Below are 243 nucleotides of genomic sequence, written 5' to 3' on the forward strand. Positions count from 1 at the left end.
GGGAAATGGCGCCGCAAAAAGCTTACCCGACCCAATTTCTCGACAAAAACGGCAAGCCGATCGAGTGGTTCCAGCGTCACACCAATGGCAAGGCGATCGGGGTACCGGGTACGTTGCTGGGGCTGCAAACAGCGCTTGATCAGTACGGAACCATGAAGCTGTCGCAGGTGATCGATCCAGCCATCGAGTTGGCCGAAAAAGGGGTTAAAGTGAACTGGACGACTGCCCGCCATATCGCTGTAG

General features: G+C 56.0%; 1 protein-coding gene. It reads left to right on the forward strand.

All coding sequences use genetic code 11. The annotated features are described in order from the left end of the window. The coding region (locus MXD62_RS09450) for a gamma-glutamyltransferase (protein ID WP_248828983.1) at positions 1-243 on the forward strand (243 nt) is incomplete at both ends.

Origin of the sequence: Frankia sp. Mgl5, assembly GCF_023242985.1 — a bacterium.
In the GTDB taxonomy this organism is placed as follows: Bacteria; Actinomycetota; Actinomycetes; order Frankiales; family Frankiaceae; genus Parafrankia; species Parafrankia soli.